Source organism: candidate division WOR-3 bacterium (genome assembly GCA_039803545.1).
Classification (GTDB): Bacteria; Hydrothermota; Hydrothermia; order UBA1063; family UBA1063; genus UBA1063.
This window is the reverse complement of the sequence record JBDRYS010000001.1, coordinates 1-15,776: the sequence shown is the minus strand read 5'-3', so window position 1 is coordinate 15,776 and position 15,776 is coordinate 1. Positions and strand designations below refer to the sequence as shown.

The following is a 15,776-nucleotide window of genomic DNA, read 5'->3' as shown; positions in this document are numbered from 1 at the left end:
ACCGTGTGCGCCCCAAAGAGTTGGCTATTAATTACTTCTTCTACTTCTTCTCTGCGTCGCGCCGGATCCTAAACCAGTCCCAATTCCTTCGCTTCCTGAGGAGCTACCATCCCTTAATCTCAAGTGTTCTCTTTCCCTAATCCTTAACGTGTCTGGAGTTCCATCACAACCAGAATCGTTCCTTATCCTCTGGCGTTCCCTTGTCCTCACAGTATCTCTGCTCGCTGAACCCACTTCCTTTTGAATGGTAATAGTATCCTTTGGCGTGATAACTGTTTTTTCAATCTGAATGAGAGTGTTTCCATCTTTGGATATAGTTTTTTCAACGGTCATTTCACTCTGTACTGCAGGATTTTTAACAGATTTCGTAGTCCGAATTTGTATCGTATCCCCCTGATTCATTATCCTCTCACCCGACATTACCTTAATCGTATCCCCTTGATTCCTGACGTGTTCCTGATACCTGTACTGTTCCCGGTAGCGGTAATTGTTTGTTGAGTCCTTTTGTGTACCTGTATTCTCCTGGGCAAAGGCCAAGCCCAGAAGGAGAGGGAGCCATGCTATTTTTATTATGTTGGTGTACCTCATTTCGCACCTCCTGTTTTGTGCTAAAAATTATTCTGCAAATTTTGTGCCAAACACTTTTTTAGTTCTTCAAAGGCATCTTCCTTGTCCATTCTCGACAAAATTGTCGAAATGGAAAATTTTGTCGAAGCCTTAAAAATCCGTCCGTTTGAAAGATTACAGGAAAAGATTTATCCTTTTAGCAAATGGAAAACCCTGATTTTGCATTGGCTTTTAATTTTTTTGATTTTTTAACTCACTTAGCCCACTTTTCAACAAAAGATTCTCATGTCCACCTTCTCTACTTAGAATACCCACTCATTGGAACAGCCGAGCTCCTTAAACCTTTAATGCAAGTCAGCACATCTTCAGGAAAGGAAGCTATTTTCATCTTCAGCAATTCCTCACTTCTTATATTGACAAGAGATCCTAAAAGTTTTTTAATGAAATTGAGGCAACAGGAAATCTACAAAAAGTTTCTAAGAGGAAAACTAAACAGCGCAACTCTTAACTTGAAAAAGTTTGAAAGCCCTCCTGCCCTTCTGTTTCAAAAGTTTTACGAAAAAATTAGCAATAACAGGAGGCATCTCCATATTCCAAATATTGAAGGTTACAAAAAGGTTGCGGAATTAATAGATTCGGATAATAAGGAGATTTTTGTTGATTTACCTGAAGAAAATCCATTCCTTGCAGTGGAGGCTATACAGATATTTACAAATGGCAAAGTAACCCTTGCTGAAGAAGAAAAGGGGAATTTTTTAACAATACGGAACGAAAAAGGATTCAAAAAAATCAGACTCATAAGCGACCCCAATTCCTCCATTAAAATAGACTCAATAACCATCGAAGATGTCCAGAAGACCTTACAGTCTTTCTTCATAAGTCCCAATGTTAATCGGGAGATTTTAGAACTTCTTTACTACCGAAGTATGAAGAGTTATTCGAAACTCATCTGGATATTAAAAGTCCTCAACTCTAAGAACTTTTTTAGATGGGACGAGAACTCGGGTTGGGTTTTAAACGAGAATTCAGAGTTTCCCTATGAAGAATATTACCCTGAAAAATCGCAAAAATTTTTCGAATCAATGAGCAAAGACGAAAAATTAGTAACTTATGTAATTCTATCTTCCGCAGGGCCGGTGGACAATATAGACCTCATAAAACTATTTCCAAAAGTAAAAACTCAAAACATAGAAAAAATTATCGAAAATTTAAGCAGCAAAGGAATTATTAGAATAATAAAGAACAAAATTCACTCTAACCATCCGGTCGTAGAATTTCATCCTCTCCTGAATTTACCTGAGAGAGAAGTTAAAAAAATCCACGGCCATTATGCCCAGTTACTTCATACTAAAAAAATGAACGGTTTTCCAGTTGCTACCTGGGAAATAGCAAGGCACTTCGAACTTTCGGGAGATTACAAAAACGCCTTTAAATTCTATTACGAGGCCATAAACGAAGAATTAAAGAAAGAACAATACGAGAAAGCATATCAACATGCAAAAAAAGCAAAATTATTTGCAAAAACAAAAAGGCAAAAAACATCCATAAACGAAACCATTATAAATCTTTTTATTAGCATGGGTGAGTACCAAAAGGCACTTGACTACATTAACGGCCTTAAAACAGAGGCAAAGGAACAAAAGCGATTAATTCCAAAAGTAATTGAACTTTTAACTGAGCTTGGAGAAACGAAGACTGTCTCAAGATTTCTCAAGGAATATCTTGCACAACAAAAAAGGCTATCAAAGGAACTACTATTGCTTAAACTCAAAATTGATTACAACGCAGATAAACTTGAATGCAACACTCAGATGGTTCTTGAAAAATTCAAATCTAAGTCTAGTGGCCCTTTTCAAAATGGAAAGGTAAATATTTTTGAAACCTTGGGCGATTGTGAATTTTACAAAAACAAAATTAGCAAAGCTATAGAATATTACACGAAGGCTCTGAAGGCATCCAAAAGTATAGAAAAAACGACATTCCTCGAATTAAAATTGGCGGAAATGTTGCTCCTCGCTTTTAAATTCCACGATGCACTAACCCACATCGAAAACGTGTTGTGGTCGCTGAATGAAATCAAAAACAAGCACTTAAAAGAAACATTGCTCGAAGAGATAGGGAAAATATACCTCTACCTACTGCCACCGCGTAGTGCTGAAAGCTTTATAAGGTTTTCAATCGATGATATTCTAAACATAAACCCCAAAACGAACTACCCCTACCGTTTTTACCTTGGGCTTTTGCAGGTCAAGTCTGGTTCTACAAAAGAGGGCCTAATCTTTACAAAACAAGAGATTAACAACGAAAAAAAGAGAGGGAATATTTACAAAGCCAATTTGATGTTGCTTGCATTAATTCAAAATCTTTTGAAAAACAATGAGGTTGATGAGGCCAGAACCCTTCTGGAAGCAGTTGAGACGAAGAGCGAATATATTTTCACACGGAAGAGGCTATTTGAGATACTACTCAAAATGCTACAAAATGATAATTACCAAGCAGACACAAAAGAGATTAAGGAGTTAGTCAGTATGAATGCCCTCAATGCTTTGGCTTTTTACGAGATTACAAAGAACATAAAAAACAGTGAAATTGGGCACATAAGGAACTCTCTTTTAAGCAAATACGAAGATTTTAAAAACGCCTTGGCAGAAGTCGACCTCTGGAGTTACTACCCCAACTGAAGATGCAGGAATATATTTATACTCTGTATTCGATTCAAGGAGTGGGACCTGTTTATTACAAAAAACTGGTTTCCCATTTTGGATCAGCGAAGAAGGTCTTCGAGGCAAGCCTTAAGGAACTCAAAGAGATAGTTCCGGAAAAATTAGCAGTCCAAATTAAAAGCGCTAATCTCCAACTCTCATTAAAAATTGCTTCACAGCTTAAAGATAGGGGCATAAAATGTATCGATTTCACCTTTCAAGAGTATCCTGAAGAGTTTAAAATAAAAGAAATTTTTCCACCCGTTATATTTTACAAAGGGACTCTCCCACCCCCAAAGGAGAAAAAGATTGCAATCGTTGGAACACGAAACCCTACAAACTACGGAATTCAGGTTACCAGAAAACTATGCGAAGAACTCATAGAAAATAAATTTCACATAGTTTCAGGTGGAGCAAGGGGAATCGATACAGTAGCACACCAAACTGCAATAAAAAAGGACGGTAAGACCACTTCTATCCTCGGCTGTGGAATTGATGTGACATACCCTCCTGAAAATAGCAAACTTTTCGAGAAGATCGCTCAAACGGGGGCTTTAATTTCTGAATTTTTCCCAGGAACAAGACCCTTAAAGGAGAACTTTCCAAAAAGGAACAGGCTAATTGCGGGAATGTCTGACTGCGTCGTTATTGTTGAGGCCGGTGAAAAAAGCGGGGCCTTAATTACGGCCAGATGGGCTGTAGAATTGGGCAAAGAGGTATATGCGGTACCTGGACCCATTAATTCCCCAGCTTCAGCGGGGACCAATAAATTGATTAAAGATGGCGCAAAGCCTGTTACATGCGTTGAAGACATTTTAGAGGACTTTGGAATAGAGTCAACAAAAAAGGCAAAGTCCGAGAGGGGAGACTCCCTTACAGACCTTGAAAAAATTGTTTTTGAGAAGATATATCACGAACCCAAGCACTTCGATGAACTAATTGCTGAAACAGGGCTTTTAGTATCCGATCTTTTATCCATTCTATTCCAGCTCGAAATCAAGGGGCTAATTCAAGAATTACCAGGAAAATTTTATTCGAAGGCTTAAAAGAATTTCATTCCCCTCTAAAATAATTTTTGGCGATTTTATAATTTTGAACATATGACGTTTAAAAAAACATAGAGTTCAAGCATGAAAGAAGTTTTTGCGAAGCAAAAATTGGGTGAGTGCTGCAAATTATTCTAATCAATAGCTTTATCAGGGCAGAGCAGTTTCCAAGATAAAAAAGGCATTCTCAAATCTTTTTCCTTTTATCACTTCTGTGCAAACAAATCCATCGGTTAAACCATACAAACCAATTTACAAAGTTTTAAGTGGAAATTTTTAAGCAACCGCCTATTCGAAAAATAATTAGTCCTTAATTAGCTTATCTACCTTAATCCCATTGATTTCAAGGAAAGTTTTTGAAGTTTCTTTAAATCTTTTATCTTCATAATCCTCTATGTATACAACCCTTTTTATCCCCGACGCCACGATCAACTTGGCACATTCCATACAGGGTAAAAGGGACGAATAAAGGGTAGCCCCCGTGATATTGGTACCTGCCTTAAGAGAAAAGGCGATAGCATTCTGCTCCGCATGGATCTCATATCGTGAGTGTATAAAATTTAAATTGTAGAAATCTTCTGAGCCGGCTTCTCCTTCTACAATCCTCCTTAGCACTTCTTCCAGTTTTTTACCAAAGAATTTGATAAAATCCTTAGAATATTTGTAAAAGTACTTAAATCTGTCAAAGTATTCCCTTGCGAAGGATTCAATCCCCCCACTTTCCAAGCAATTTCTTACACTTTCTTTGTTGTTATAAGCAAATTCAAGGACTTCCTGAAGCTCATCACACTGAGGAAAGCCCGAAGGAGAGCCGTTATAACCCATAGAAACTATACGGTTTTCCTTAACGACCAAGGCGCCTGTTTTGTAATAAACACAGGAACTCTGCCTTTTTATAATATCAAGAATTTCAATGAAGGTTGAATCGTGGAGCATAACGCTATTCTATTCTTATGGTTCTTCCCGAAGACCACAAGCTGTAATTCCCTTCAAAATCCTTAGCCTGAACCGTTACGTAATAATCACCAGGCGCAGTGTATGTCTTTTGGAAGATCACAATCGTTCCCGACTTCACCCATTCCGAGAAATCTGAGACCCTTCCATCCCCAAAGTCCACCCTTACGCTGACATAATCGCCATCGGGATCGGTCGCCCTTACTTTAATAGAAATGGTCTCCTTCGGATGTGCAGAGTCTGGAATTTCTACGATCTCGGGAATAGGAGCGGAATTCTTTTTTAAATTGCAACTACAAAGAATAAACACCACGAGAAAAATCATTTTTTTCATGCGTTAATTATAACCTCTTTTTAAACGAAACTCCACCCTCCACTTTTGTAGGGCTTAAATTGTGGAGTAAAATTTAACTATGAAATTTTACCCTTTTACCGTACGTGATTTTGCTGATATTGTCCTTGTCACGATCATCATTTATTATATCCTGAAGCTATTCAAGGGCACCAGAACAATTTACATTATCATGGGTCTTATTGCAGTCATTGGACTTTCTGCCATATCTACCTTTTTCAACCTGAAAGGGTTGATGTGGTTACTTTCAGCCTTTACAAGATATGGTCTATTAGCGCTAATTGTCATCTTCCAACCCGAGATTCGAAAGGGGCTGGCGGTAATTGGAACTGGCACCTTTATCGGGGAAAGGAAGAGGATCGGAATTGTAGAAATACAAGAGTTAGAGAGGGCAATACGGCAGATGGTTCAAAGGGGAATTGGTGGCCTAATAGTTATAGAAAGGAATATGAGGCTGGATGAGCTGATTACGGAAAGCGGAGTTAAAATATACGCAACTCTCTCAGCACCTCTTATTCTTTCCATCTTCCTCCCTGACAGCCCTTTACACGATGGTGCAATAATAATAAGAGGTAATCACATAATCGGCGCCAGAACCATTTTGCCCCTTTCTCAGGTGGGAATTATCGAAGGAAGCTTAGGTACAAGACACAGGGCTGCTCTTGGCGTCACTGAACACTTTGATTGCTTAGCAATAGTAATTTCAGAGGAAAGAAGATCGATAAGAATAGCACACAAGGGTGTTTTGTCGGAGAGCTTAACTTTTGAAAATCTTAGGAAATACTTAGAAGAGCTATTGATTAAGCAGGCATGAAAAAGCTCAATTTTTTGAAAGAAAACCTTGACCTAAAGATAATTTCTCTAATCCTGGGCATCCTCGTGTGGTTTAATGCAACTACTGATGAAATTTCAGTTTACACCATCCCTTTTAAGGTCTCCTACACCGTTCAAGGACTGGGGGATTCGTTAGTAATTATAAGTGAACTACCTGAATACCTAAACGCTTCCATTAAAACTTCAGGAAAAACTTTCCTCAGAATCAAATTTTCTGAAAAAGTCCTTCACAAAAATCTTTCTAATCTGCGATACGGAGTTAATGAGGTAAAATTTGATTACGATGACCTGCCAATTTCACTAAAAGACATAGAGATTTTTGACGTTAACCCAAGAACGTTTCTTGTTCAGGTGGATAGAATTCAGAGGAGAAAAGTGCCAGTTAAGGCTGTCTCGATTTTACTACAAAATAATGCCCTCTTCGTTAAATCGATTAACGTCATTCCAGAATCAACAAACATAATTGGACCCGCCTCTATAGTAAGTAAAATTCAATTCGTACCTTTAGAGCCCATAAAAATCAAGAAATCCAGCGATACTCTTTTAGTAGCAAGAATAGAAAACCTTAGAAGCAATTTTTTAAAAATCGAGAATAATGTCGATTTCACAGTCAAACTTACTTTGGATACATTGTATCCAGACTCTATCTGGTTGAGAAGCAGGAAGTTCGAGCAGAGAATTAAAATCGCCTTCCTGCGGCCTGCTGATTACAAAATTTCATCAAAAACCTTTATCATAAGAGCAATTCCCGTTGACAGCACAGAAAATCTTTCCTTTTATAAGTTGGAAGTGGATGCACCCCCACCGATAAAAATTGTATCCGTTGAGCCCGAGATGATCCCAATTAAAAAATCAGATTAAACCACCGTCAATGGTTAGAACCTGGCCTGTAATGTAGTTAGCCTCTTCACTCACAAGGAAGGCTACCAACTTTGCCACATCTTCAGGCTTTCCAAATCTTTTTAGAGAAATTTTAGAAAGATAATCCTTCTTTATCTCCTCTGAAAGTTTATCGGTCATTGAAGTTTCAATGAAACCCGGTGCTACGGCGACCACCCGAATGCCCCAGCCTCCAACTTCCTTTGCAAGGGACCTGGTAAAGGCTATAACTCCCGCTTTGGAGGCAGAATAGTTGGTCTGTCCTGCATTTCCAGTTATGCCCACAACGGAGGAAATATTGATTATCACACCTGCTTTAGCATTAACCATATATTTGAGAACAGCGTGGGTCATATTGAAGGTCCCAAAAAGGTTTATTCTTATAACCTCTTCCCAATCAGTGGGAGCCATCCGTATAAACAACTTATCTTTAGTAATTCCCGCATTATTCACAAGGATGTCTATTCTGCCGTATCGATTGTAAATCTCATCCGCCAAATCCCTACAGGCCTTATAATCCGTTACATCCAATACCTTATAACTACTCTCGATGCCCTTGGATTTCAACTCCTCTTGCGCCTTTGCAAGTTCCTCTTCTTTCCTGGCTGTAATAATCGGAATATAGCCTTTCTTCCCGAGTTCCTCGGCTATAGCAAATCCAATACCCCTTGATCCACCTGTCACAACTGCAACTTTACTCATAAGACCTCCTATTTTCTCTTTGGGTGTAATGATGAGCCACCCTCAAGGGCTCTGGAATCTTATAATGCAAAGTGTTTTCAAGAACGACCCTTATGGCCGTGTCAAGGTCAACTAAGTGACCAATGGAGACGTATATTGGTTTAGACCTATCCTTAGTGACAAGGCAAGCCCCAATAATGTTGTTATTTTCATCTCGCAGGTAAGTAAAGTTTCCGCGCACAGGTTCGGGCATTTCACAATGGCCATATAGCCTGCTTTTTGCTACCCCAATTGTGGGGATGTTCAGCAAGACACCAAAATGCGAAGCTACACCAAATCCCCGTGGGTGAGCAATACCCTGCCCATCAACGAGTACTATATCCGGTTTCAACTGAAGCCTATTATAAGAATCAATGAGGAACGGAACCTCTCTGAAGGCCAAATAGCCGGGTATATAGGGAAAATCCACCTTCCTCTTTACGATGGCCACATCGAGCAATTTAAACTGCCTATTAAACACCACGAAAACCCCAACACCTTCATCTCCCCTGTAAGAGACGTCACATCCTCCAATATATTTATAGTCCTGGAGTTTATTTACAGTAATTACAAGATTTCTGAGTTCCTCCTGAACTTTTTTAAGTAGTTGGATTTCTTGAAATTTCTCTTTCATAAATTGCCTTCAATTCATTTTCATCTACCTCAACCTCTTCGCCTGTCTCCATATTTCTGACTCTTACCTTTCCCCGCATTATTTCGTCTTCACCCACAATTACTGCCCTTTGAGCCCTTATCCTATCCGCAATCTTTAACTGCGCCTTCAAACTCTTGAGCTCGTAGCACATGTCCGAAGGAATGTACCACTCCCTCAATTTCTTCAATAGCCTTATTCCGTACCCCCTTTCCATCTCCCCTACCGTGGCGACAAAATAAAATGGCCCTTTAAGCTTTGGAATTTTGTTTTCCATTGCAACCACAACCCTATCAAGGCCTATGGCAAATCCCATTGCAGGAGTTGCAGGACCCCCAAGCTCTTCAACCAGTCTGTCATACCTCCCACCGCCGCAAACAGTATCCTGCGCCCCCAGTTCCTTAACTTTAATTTCAAATACGGTGTGGGTATAGTAATCGAGGCCTCTGACAAGTTTCGGATTTATCGTATATTCAATTCCCCAGCTATTTAAATAGGATTGTACCTCTTCAAAATAACGATAGGATTCACGGGAGAGGAATTCCAGAATCACTGGTGCATCATAAAGTTTTGGAGCATCGATTTCACAATCCAAAATCCTCAAAACATTGGTCGTTTTTCTCCGGTTACACGATTCACACAAGGTGAATTCCTTCATAAGCTCTTTCTCCTCGATATAATCGAGGAGGGTTCTCTTATAGATTTCCCTTTCCTCGGGAGTACCAATGGAATTTATTTCCAGTTGAAAATTCTCAAGGCCCATTTCTTTAAGAACTCTAACAGCCATTTCAATTACTTCTGCATCGAGTAGCGGGTCCCTGATGCCAAGTGCCTCAGCACCAATTTGCCAGAACTCCCTGTACCTTCCCCTTTGAGGTCTCTCGGCTCTAAACATATTCATAACATAAGCAAGCTTCGCAGGAGGATGTATTTGATTCTCCAGAAAGGCCCTGATAATGGAAGCAGTACCTTCAGGTCTTAAAGCCAATAGTCTATCACCCCGATCCTGAAAAACAAACATCTCCTTTTCAACGATATCGGTAGTGGTACCAATACTTCTGGAAAACAGTTCAGCATATTCGAAGGTGGGAGTGATCATGAAGGTATAACCATAACTTTCAAGAACTCTCCTGGCTTTTATAATTAATCCCTCCCTGAACTTTTCCTCCTCAGGGAGGATATCCCTTGTTCCCCTTGGCCTCTGATATTTAATACTCATTTTGCTATCACCACCCTTTTTGTTGAGTTTAAAATTCTAACAAAATAAATCCCATTTTTAACCCCAGTGAGGGGTAAAATCCACTCATTTAAGCCTTCCTTTAAAGCCAGGTTATAACCCTTAACTTCCCTTCCTCCTGCATCAAAAAATTCAACCGTTAAAATTCCAGACCTCTTTGACAATGCAAGCAGCTTTAAGGTTTCACCCCTTAGTGTGTTAGGAAAGTTTAGTACCTTAACCCCTTCAAAGGCAATTTCTTCCCTACTGAAACTGTTGTTATTCACACTATTAACTCTTAAATTGTCAAGCCCCCAATAGGTCTCCGAAGAGCTATCCTTCGTGAAGTTTATTAAGAGTCTCACCGAGTCAGGATCATCATCAATCTCCCCTTCATACTCGTAATAGGCCCAATTCCCATAAATGGACTTTTCGTTAAGGGCTCCACCTGCACCGAGAAAGACAACATCCTGAATTTCACTTCTATAAACTGCACCGCCCCTAAACCACTCCTTCAATAACGAGATCTTAACTCCAGTGGTACCATAGGTCGGGAATCGGTAAGTGAACCATAGGCCAAGATTAAACTTTCCGTTGAGTTTAAACCTCCTCGAGAAAAGCCTTGCCTGTAAGGGAAATGGAGCATATTCGCTTTTATAAGTCAAATATTTTCCATAAGGTCCCGCTGAATCGTAAAGGCAAAAGTAGGACGTGTCTCCTGACCATCCTGAAAGTGTTTCAAAATCACTGCTGAAAAGTGCAGAGTCGAAAGCCAAAGCAATGCTTAACTGTAGGTAAGTGCCACCGAAATCCAGAAATACTCGCAGATTCTTACTGTCTGGTATATCAGTCTTCAAAGTAAACTCGGACCCGCTTTTGGCTAAAATTGAATCAGAATAAAACCTCAATGGCAAAAGCCCTGGTAATTCAAAAACCCCGAGTACTCGGCCTTTAAGGTCCATAAAGGAATTGTTCTGGAAACGTAATATCAACAGGCTATCCTCCACCGTATAAGAAGCAAAATATACCGAAGGCCAGGCAATTTTAAGAGGATAGGAGCCTTTTCCTATTTTCGAACCAATTTCCAAAACCTTTATGGTGTTTGTCTTCAAACTCTCAGGTACTGTACATACTACGTCGAAACTTAAACTTTCTCCAGGTGGAACATCTACGGGAATTCGATTAGGGGCAAAGAGGAGCTCCTTCGACGACAATTGGATCGTATCTACAAACTCCGATCGCCCTTTGTTAAAAACAAGGATACTAACCACGTTGTTCTCGCCCGCCTTAACCCAATCCCTAAACCCACTATCTCCCTTTACTTTTACATTAAAAACTACATTCTTCTCCTTCAGCGGTATCCACTCCCAGTAAAGGTTAAAACCGGGCTTCCACAAGGTGAGAAGAACAGAATCGTAAAGGGTATCCACATTAAAGGAGATAATCCCTGAAATATCGGATTTTTGAATACCGAGAACCGAATCGCCCATCATCAATGTTGCCGTAATACCACTTAAAGGAAGCCCTTCATAGCCTACAGACAGTTTAATGCTACCCCTCTTAACATCCTTTGAGAAAATATCGAAATCTTTTGGCACCCCTCGCCAGGGGTAGAGGGCTGGGTCTCCAAGTAGGTTTATTTCATAGTAACACCAGCGATAAACGTTGGTATCCCTTGCCAGAGGTGCAAAGCCTGCCTTATGGTTCCAGAAAACCTTTCCCAGCTCATCATCTTTGTCTCTAAAAAGTAACTTAAAGAATTCATTATCAAAGAGGTCAGAGTATCCAAATCCAGGATTCCCAGGTGCACCCCAACCGTAACGGGAGTTGGCAACAACTCCAATCGCCCCGCCTCGGGTCTTAATAAGCTCTTCTGCCAGTGAGTTGTAATCCAACGCCCCAACCCAGCAACCGATAGAATAAAGGAAGAAGGGGGCATATATATTGTTTAAATCCTGAGCATCAGAGATCCCAATATAGTCATTTCCAAACCACATGCCTGTGTACCATCCATGCCCATCGTGGTTTACCAGATTCGCGCCGTCATTCAGGGCCCTTATAATGTCGGTTTTTACAGCATTACCATAGCTTTCATAGAACCCCTTAACGGTGAAATCAGCGGGGAGAAATCTTTTGCGGATATATTCCTTGTGTACCGATTGGTCAGTATAAGGCACTTTCCACAAAATTTGAGCCAGAAAGATCGCCTTGTGCAGGGAGGCAGTGTCCGGAAGCATTTCATAATTAAGCAATTTATAAAGGTATCTTTGTAATTCCAAGGTATCCCTTACCGGCAATCTACCGACATAAAAATCGGGGTAAAGTTCAACGGAATCAGCCACTTCACCATAAACTGAGTTTCCATTGGCATCATAGTCACCGTTAATATCTGCATAATAAAGGTCCGAAGGGATGTTATTTTCATTAGGGGCAAAACCTGCCTCACAATCAAAGGCATAAAGATAAACAATGGGGATTACCGTTTCGTCACCCACAAGAAGAAGGAACTTTTCCTTTTCCAACCCCGCATAAGTCTTCAGAAAATTCCTAATCTTTTCCGCATTATTCCTGCCCTGATAATGTGAGTAAATTTCTTCGAGAGATTTAAACTGAACAAAATAACCCTTTTGCTTTCTTAACTTTATGAGAGGGGCAAGGGTATTTCTGAAATCCTGAGGCGCAATTACAAGGTAGAGAGGCTGAGAAGAATCCTGCTTTGCTACCTCACTATCTACGGTTACTATAAACTTTGTAACATACTCTACCAGAGAATCACCGGGATTATAACGTAAAGGGAAGAGCTGAAGTTCAAGGGTAGTATCAGGGCCACTGTGCACCAATCTATATGTATAGTATGAATCAGGGTAAAACGCCTTTCCTTTGTAAAATGTTGTATCAAAAGGCGCTTCCTTTTTCACGGTGCTTAGAGAAAGGATCTGAGGCGGAATGGAGGGGGGAATTAAGCCGTCCACTCTCAGGCTTTCCCTTTCTAAAGGTTTTACTTCAATTCCCTTAAAACCTTTAACAGGAAGAGATAAGGGCTTCACCGGTATATTGGGCCTTCCCTCGAAGTAGAGAGAGGGCAAATCCTGTAAAAGTTGATTAAAAAGGAAATTGGGATTCTTCTGCTCAACACGAGGAAAAATGATCTGCAAAGAGAAGGCAATTATTAAGTTGAGAATCATCGATGTATTCTAAAGCTTCCCTTTCGTATTTTCAAATCTAAATCTCTTTATATCAATAAGATACGTTGAATCGTTAAAGGAAATTAAAGATCTGTGGGAAATCCAATGGCATAACTTTATAATTTACCTATGAAGGCAATAATTGTCCATGGTGGTGTTGGAAAGGTAAAACTAGAAAAATTGGAGCGCGTTAAGGCAGGTTTGAAAAGGGCAGTGGAAGCAGGTTTTAAGGTCCTTCAAGAAAAAAACGATGCCCTTTCTGCCTGCGAAGCCGCAGTCAACGTCCTCGAAGATGACCCCGTCTTTAACGCCGGAACTGGTGCGGTCCTTACCCTCGATGGAAGATGTGAACTTGACGCAGCGATTATGAAAGGTTCAACCCTTGAAGCAGGTGCCGTAGCGGGTGTTGAAAAGGTAAAAAATCCTATTAGCCTTGCTCGTCTTGTAATGGAAAAGACGGACCATGTCCTCCTTATCGGCGACGGTGCGGAAAATTTTGCAAGGATAATGGGATTTCCTGAATACAACCCCATAACTGAAGAGAGACTTGAAGAATGGAAGAACTTAAAGGAAAAACTCTTAAAAGGGGAACCATTGCACTGGAAGAAAATTTACGCACTAATTAAACAGCATCCTGAGCTTCTAAAGGGTACTGTAGGGTGTGTGGCTATCGATGACAACGGAGAAATAGTGGCAGGAACATCGACCGGCGGAGTCTTTCTAAAACTTTTTGGACGCGTAGGAGACACTCCACTCCTCGGTGCTGGAACCTATGCCACCACCTTTGGAGGTGCCTCCTGCACCGGTATTGGAGAGGGAATAATGCGCACCCTTCTTGCCAAAACGGCCTGCGATTTTATGAGGATGGGCATCTCCGCTCAAAAAACGGCAGAGGCTTGTATCGACCTTATAAACAACACGGTAAAAACGGAAACAGGTATCATAACCCTCGATAAGTACGGAAATATTGGCTTTGCTTACAACACAGAAAACATGCCCGTTGCCTTTGTATCATCAAAGGATCCCGAAATAAAAATCAAAGGACTTCCTGAGTAAAAGCATAATTTTTTGAAAATAAAAAGGGGCCCTTGCGGGCCCCTTTTTGTTTTGAGACTATCCCCTTTTATTTCACCAGCAGGAATTTACTCACTTCATCCTTTCCATCCACCCTTAGTCTCACAAAGTAGATTCCTTGAGGTAGCGATTCGCCATCGACCTTGACCCTGTAGTATCCCCTGTCGTATTCGCCCTTCGCGAGGGTCTTCACCACTCTACCCTGAATGTCCAGAACATCAAGGGTTACATTGGATCTCTTCGCAACCTCAAAGGCTACAAAGCCCACTCCCTTAAGTGGATTACTGGATAAACCGAGAAGCCTCGTCCTTTGAGGCAGGTTTTCACTCACGCCGGAGACAAGACCCGTAGTGTCCGTAGTAAAGAGTATCGCCCTTCCCCCCACAATAGAATCGGCACTCTGAGCATAGGTTCCATCGTAGTAGTATTGAATTCCATCGTCACCCGTTGAGTTCTCAATACCACAGGTATAATCCGTCTGGCCAGGTGTTATAAGGAACTGGATCACTATATTACCATCACCCGTAGGTGTCGGATAGTAGGCAGGATCGTAAAGAATTACTTGAGCCTTGGTCGGCGAAGTAGTTCCATAATGATAAACACTGTCATACTCTACTATGAAGATGTGGTTCGCTGCATCATAGTAGTAGTAAATCTTTCCGCTTCCTGTGGCACTTGGATCAAGGTCATCCCATACGATGGCTATGATGTCATTAGGGGCTGAAGAGTTGGGAATACCCACATTGGAAAAGTAAGAGGATGTATAACTTCCAAAACCAACCCATCCATTGGATGAAACCGTTATTGAACTCTTGTTCCGACCAAAGAATTTGAAGGTGAAGGGCAAGGATACCGATTGATATACATCATCACTACTGCTTGCTATCTGGGTACCAATGTTCTTAATCTCAATCCAGTTAAAGGTAGGTCTTATGGAGTATGGTGAAAGGTCTGAAAAGGCCCTGTATCCGTAATTACATGGTCCTACATACCTCCCCGCCACAGGGATGACCACCTCAAGACTCTCAGAATACCCTGTACCTGTTATCCTCAAAAGGTACCTCAAACTTGTGATAGAAGCAGAAGGATGGATATAGACCTGGAATCCGTCTCCACTGGATGAGGTGTATGCCCCTATGTTTCCATAATTCGAGACACTATCGATAACATCCGAATTCCCATCCAACGCCCTTAAGCAACCTACAACATTGTCAACACCCCTCAACCCACCAGTAAGGGTAAGATAGAGGTTTACAAGCTCACCAGGGTCCTGATATCCATTGCCATTGCCGTAAACCTCACTCACACTGTAACCGGTGTAGGAAAGTTGAGGCATAAAGACTACAGGCCCCAGCTTCAAAGAATCGATATACCAGCCATCATAAGTTACAGAACCATCGGAAGTTGCCCTAAATCTTATCCTCAAAGTATCACCTGGATTGCCACTTATTACATACTGGGTCCTCTGCCAGCTTCTCCTGTCTCCCGTCCTGCTTCCAAGCTGGACCCATGAACCACCATTCAAACGGTATTCCACATAACCGTAATCGTAATTATTCTCAAGATAACTCCATTCGTAAAAGCTCAAAGTGCAT

At 40.8% G+C, this 15,776-nt stretch carries 13 protein-coding genes; 5 read left to right on the top strand and 8 right to left on the bottom strand.

Annotation, left to right across the window (positions count from 1 at the left end; all coding sequences use genetic code 11):
* Positions 1-27: 27 nt before the first annotated feature.
* On the bottom strand, positions 28-588 hold the full coding sequence (locus tag ABIM45_00065) for a hypothetical protein (GenBank protein ID MEO0238310.1): 561 nt from the start codon (positions 586-588) through the stop codon (positions 28-30).
* 182 nt (positions 589-770) lie between these two features.
* On the opposite strand from ABIM45_00065, the gene ABIM45_00060 reads away from it, so the two are divergent.
* Entirely contained in the window at positions 771-3,248 is a 2,478-nt protein-coding gene (locus ABIM45_00060) for a hypothetical protein (protein ID MEO0238309.1), read from the top strand.
* Between the two features lie 2 nt (positions 3,249-3,250).
* Positions 3,251-4,315 carry a DNA-processing protein DprA gene (gene dprA, locus ABIM45_00055; protein MEO0238308.1) on the top strand — a complete coding sequence of 355 codons (1,065 nt, stop codon included), beginning with the start codon at positions 3,251-3,253 and terminating at the stop codon, positions 4,313-4,315.
* A 303-nt stretch (positions 4,316-4,618) separates the two neighbouring features.
* Here dprA and ABIM45_00050 read toward each other — a convergent pair whose 3' ends face one another.
* Positions 4,619-5,251, bottom strand: a complete 633-nt coding sequence (locus tag ABIM45_00050) for a deaminase (GenBank protein ID MEO0238307.1) — start codon at positions 5,249-5,251, stop codon at positions 4,619-4,621.
* A 4-nt stretch (positions 5,252-5,255) separates the two neighbouring features.
* A complete protein-coding gene (locus tag ABIM45_00045) occupies positions 5,256-5,603 on the bottom strand; it encodes a PKD domain-containing protein (GenBank protein ID MEO0238306.1) in 348 nt (115 codons plus the stop codon).
* A 79-nt stretch (positions 5,604-5,682) separates the two neighbouring features.
* On the opposite strand from ABIM45_00045, the gene cdaA reads away from it, so the two are divergent.
* The gene (gene cdaA, locus ABIM45_00040; GenBank protein MEO0238305.1) at positions 5,683-6,435 is read left to right on the top strand and encodes a diadenylate cyclase CdaA; all 753 of its coding nucleotides are present in this window, start codon (positions 5,683-5,685) and stop codon (positions 6,433-6,435) included.
* Entirely contained in the window at positions 6,432-7,316 is an 885-nt protein-coding gene (locus ABIM45_00035; GenBank protein ID MEO0238304.1) for a hypothetical protein, read from the top strand. The genes cdaA and ABIM45_00035 overlap by 4 nt, the downstream gene beginning before the upstream one ends.
* Here the strand turns inward: ABIM45_00035 and fabG are convergent.
* From fabG to ABIM45_00015, 4 genes are read right to left on the bottom strand one after another with little or no spacing between them, the layout of a single operon-like run.
* Positions 7,308-8,036, bottom strand: a complete 729-nt coding sequence (gene fabG / locus ABIM45_00030; GenBank protein ID MEO0238303.1) for a 3-oxoacyl-[acyl-carrier-protein] reductase — start codon at positions 8,034-8,036, stop codon at positions 7,308-7,310. The two genes, ABIM45_00035 and fabG, sit on opposite strands and share 9 nt — an antisense overlap.
* Positions 8,029-8,688 carry an endonuclease V gene (locus ABIM45_00025; protein MEO0238302.1) on the bottom strand — a complete coding sequence of 220 codons (660 nt, stop codon included), beginning with the start codon at positions 8,686-8,688 and terminating at the stop codon, positions 8,029-8,031. The genes fabG and ABIM45_00025 overlap by 8 nt, the downstream gene beginning before the upstream one ends.
* Positions 8,654-9,925: a histidine--tRNA ligase gene (gene hisS, locus ABIM45_00020; GenBank protein ID MEO0238301.1), complete on the bottom strand. Its 1,272-nt coding sequence runs from the start codon at positions 9,923-9,925 to the stop codon at positions 8,654-8,656. Before hisS ends, ABIM45_00025 begins: the two co-directional genes overlap by 35 nt.
* Positions 9,922-13,107, bottom strand: a complete 3,186-nt coding sequence (locus ABIM45_00015) for a C25 family cysteine peptidase (GenBank protein ID MEO0238300.1) — start codon at positions 13,105-13,107, stop codon at positions 9,922-9,924. The genes hisS and ABIM45_00015 overlap by 4 nt, the downstream gene beginning before the upstream one ends.
* Before the next feature lie 129 nt (positions 13,108-13,236).
* On the opposite strand from ABIM45_00015, the gene ABIM45_00010 reads away from it, so the two are divergent.
* On the top strand, positions 13,237-14,163 hold the full coding sequence (locus tag ABIM45_00010) for an isoaspartyl peptidase/L-asparaginase family protein (protein ID MEO0238299.1): 927 nt from the start codon (positions 13,237-13,239) through the stop codon (positions 14,161-14,163).
* 67 nt (positions 14,164-14,230) lie between these two features.
* Here ABIM45_00010 and ABIM45_00005 read toward each other — a convergent pair.
* The coding region (locus ABIM45_00005; GenBank protein MEO0238298.1) for a T9SS type A sorting domain-containing protein at positions 14,231-15,776 on the bottom strand (1,546 nt) is incomplete at its 5' end.

Bases quoted from the DNA above. Each gene is read 5' to 3' on its own strand.
- ABIM45_00065 (MEO0238310.1), bottom strand. From the start codon at position 588: ATGAGGTACACCAACATAATAAAAATAGCATGGCTCCCTCTCCTTCTG.
- ABIM45_00060 (MEO0238309.1), top strand. From the start codon at position 771: ATGGAAAACCCTGATTTTGCATTGGCTTTTAATTTTTTTGATTTTTTA.
- dprA (MEO0238308.1), top strand. From the start codon at position 3,251: ATGCAGGAATATATTTATACTCTGTATTCGATTCAAGGAGTGGGACCT.
- ABIM45_00050 (MEO0238307.1), bottom strand. From the start codon at position 5,251: ATGCTCCACGATTCAACCTTCATTGAAATTCTTGATATTATAAAAAGG.
- ABIM45_00045 (MEO0238306.1), bottom strand. From the start codon at position 5,603: ATGAAAAAAATGATTTTTCTCGTGGTGTTTATTCTTTGTAGTTGCAAT.
- cdaA (MEO0238305.1), top strand. From the start codon at position 5,683: ATGAAATTTTACCCTTTTACCGTACGTGATTTTGCTGATATTGTCCTT.
- ABIM45_00035 (MEO0238304.1), top strand. From the start codon at position 6,432: ATGAAAAAGCTCAATTTTTTGAAAGAAAACCTTGACCTAAAGATAATT.
- fabG (MEO0238303.1), bottom strand. From the start codon at position 8,036: ATGAGTAAAGTTGCAGTTGTGACAGGTGGATCAAGGGGTATTGGATTT.
- ABIM45_00025 (MEO0238302.1), bottom strand. From the start codon at position 8,688: ATGAAAGAGAAATTTCAAGAAATCCAACTACTTAAAAAAGTTCAGGAG.
- hisS (MEO0238301.1), bottom strand. From the start codon at position 9,925: ATGAGTATTAAATATCAGAGGCCAAGGGGAACAAGGGATATCCTCCCT.
- ABIM45_00015 (MEO0238300.1), bottom strand. From the start codon at position 13,107: ATGATTCTCAACTTAATAATTGCCTTCTCTTTGCAGATCATTTTTCCT.
- ABIM45_00010 (MEO0238299.1), top strand. From the start codon at position 13,237: ATGAAGGCAATAATTGTCCATGGTGGTGTTGGAAAGGTAAAACTAGAA.